The organism is Streptomyces sp. NPDC002130 (assembly GCF_040296465.1).
Taxonomy (GTDB): domain Bacteria; phylum Actinomycetota; class Actinomycetes; order Streptomycetales; family Streptomycetaceae; genus Streptomyces.
The window spans coordinates 1-2,390 of sequence record NZ_JBEOXI010000565.1; the positions used below are offsets into that span (position 1 = coordinate 1).

The window sequence follows — 2,390 nt, forward strand, 5'->3', positions numbered from 1 at the left end:
CGGTGGTGCTGCACGTGTCGCTGCGCGACCTCGCGCCGCAGGTGCTGCTCAGTGCCACCCGATCAACGTCGCGCTGCCCAGCATGCTCGTACCCTTCCTCTCCGGTCCGGTGCCAGCTGCGGGACTCAATTTCTCGTCGATCTCCAACCCGGCCTACGACGCAGCCGTCGCCAAGGCTTCGGGGCTGACAGGCGAGGACGCTTGTGCCGCTTGGGCAGACGCCGAATCAGAGATCATCAAAGCAAACTCCGCGGTACCTTTTGCCGACAAGATCACGACTCTCTACTTCAACAATGCGGGTCTCGCATTCGGCCGTAATTTCACCGGTTCGGCCCTGCGCCTGTACCAGTAGAACACCGGTAGCGACCGGGGAAATCGTTCTGTTTCGCCGGTCGCTGTCGGTATACGGACAGGTATTCACTGATCCCGCCGGTTTTCGTGGGAGCGGACGAAAATCGACCCGATTTTCGTGAGGATCGACAGAGATGCGCGTCACGTCATACGCCAAGATTTAGCAGTCAACACTCAACCGCGCCCTCACGTTTTTCGCTCGGGCCCCTGCTCCATCACGGAGGCACCATGAAACACCGCTTCTACCCAACACTTGCAGCAGCCGCAGGGCTCACGCTCGTGTTGTCTGCCTGTGGCTCGGGAGGCACGTCCTCGGGCGCCAGTGGCGGTGAACCGGCCACGGACGGAACCTTCCGTTTCGCTCTGCAGGCCGACCCCGGTGCACTCAACCCGATCATGTCGGCAGCGTCGGCGACCGCAGAGTTGTCGCGTTTGGCCTATGACTACCTCGTCTACCAGGATCCCGATACCAGTGAAGTCGGACCGTGGTTGGCCGAGAAGTGGGAAGAGACCCCGACCTCTGCGTCCTTCACCATCCGCGAAGGGGTGACCTGTACCGACGGATCCACGCTGACTTCCCAGACCGTCGCGGACAACATCAACTTCGTGGCCAATCCGGACAACGGTTCACAGTTGCGCGGGTCCTCCGTTCCGACCGGTGCCACTGCAACCGCCGACGCTGCAGCGCGCACCGTCACGGTCACCACTCCGGCGCCGAGTCCCTTCCTTCTTCTCAACGTCGGTCGCCTGCCGATCCTGTGCGAGGCCGGATTGAAAGATCCGACAGCGTCGAACAAGAAGTCGCTCGGCACCGGCATGTTCGAAGTCACCGAAGTTGCCGCCAACGACCACTACACGTTCCAGCGTCGCGAGGGCTACAACTGGGGCCCCGACGACACGACCTCCGACACCCCGGGTGTCCCCAAGACGGTCATCGCCGCGATGTCGCCGAACGTGAGCACCGCCGCCAACCAGCTTCTCTCGGGTGAACTCAATGCAGCTCCGATCGCCGGTCCGGACAAGGACCGCGTCGCGGCAGCCAATCTGGACTCGGTCGGTCGGCCTCTGCCGGCAGGCCAGATGTACTTCAACCAGATCGCGAGTAATCCCACCAGCGATCCCGCAGTGCGCAAGGCCCTGATCCAGGCGGTCAATCTCGACGACCTCACTCAGGTCATCACTGCCGGACACGGAGTCCGGGCAACCAGTCTCGTCGCCGTCGAACCGCGCGCGTGCGTCTACGACTCCGTCGCAGGCAACATTCCGGACTTCCGTAGAGCCTGTTCGACCGAAGCCGCGTGCGCAGCCTGCACCCGCTCCGGTACCGACTACCACTGCTGCCCCTGCCGCGACACCTCGTCCGGCCGTCAAGCGTGCGAAGAAACTGCCGGCCGGCATCAGCGTCACGATCCATGCGGGCGCGGACAACGACTGGAGCGTGACGGTCACACAGGGCGCGAAGCGTCCGGGCAAAGCAGTTCCGGTCGCACCCGATGCAGTCGAGCGAGCTGTCCGCGAGTTGGGTGAGCCCACCGCCATCGAAGCCGTCGAGTCCATCATCGTCGCTGCGCGAGACATGGCTGCGGCTCGAGTCGACGAGTTGAGCCGCCAGCTCGAAGAGGCGCGCAAGATGCTCGAGGCGCTCGGAGCCACCGACTAGAACCGCTGCGTAAGTCCGCACTTTCCGGGGTATGCGTTTTTTGCAGCGGGGAGATTACCGGCGGAGAGATTGTGATGTTGCAGCGAATTGTTTCGGCTCTGGCAGCGTTGGTCTTGGCACTCGGACTCGGCTTCATCGTCAGCAGCAATGCGGTTGCTGCACCCACGCCCATGGGTGGTGGCTCGGGCATCATCATCGACAACCAGTTGGTGTGTACGTTGACCACCATCGGTCACGACAACGGCGGCAGACTCGTGGGTATCACCGCAGGTCACTGCGGCGGTCCTGGGTCGTTCGTGATCCCGGAAAGCAACACGCCGCGGACCACACCCGACCGAAGTCGATGTGGCCACGCGAGACCAAGCGTCGCTGGGCGTTC

2 protein-coding genes and 2 pseudogenes are annotated in these 2,390 nt (G+C 63.3%); all 4 read left to right on the forward strand.

Annotation, left to right across the window (positions count from 1 at the left end; genetic code table 11):
• Positions 1–352, forward strand: a pseudogene (locus ABT116_RS42825) (hypothetical protein); the annotation flags it as partial.
• A gap of 395 nt (positions 353–747) precedes the next feature.
• Positions 748–1,560, forward strand: a pseudogene (locus tag ABT116_RS42830) (ABC transporter substrate-binding protein); the annotation flags it as partial.
• Complete coding sequence (locus ABT116_RS42835; RefSeq protein WP_351646131.1) at positions 1,532–2,011, forward strand: DUF6319 family protein; 480 nt, start codon at positions 1,532–1,534, stop codon at positions 2,009–2,011. The pseudogene ABT116_RS42830 and the gene ABT116_RS42835, both read left to right, overlap by 29 nt.
• 74 nt (positions 2,012–2,085) lie before the next feature.
• A partial coding sequence (locus tag ABT116_RS42840; RefSeq protein ID WP_502984041.1) for a hypothetical protein occupies positions 2,086–2,390 on the forward strand: 305 nt, incomplete at its 3' end.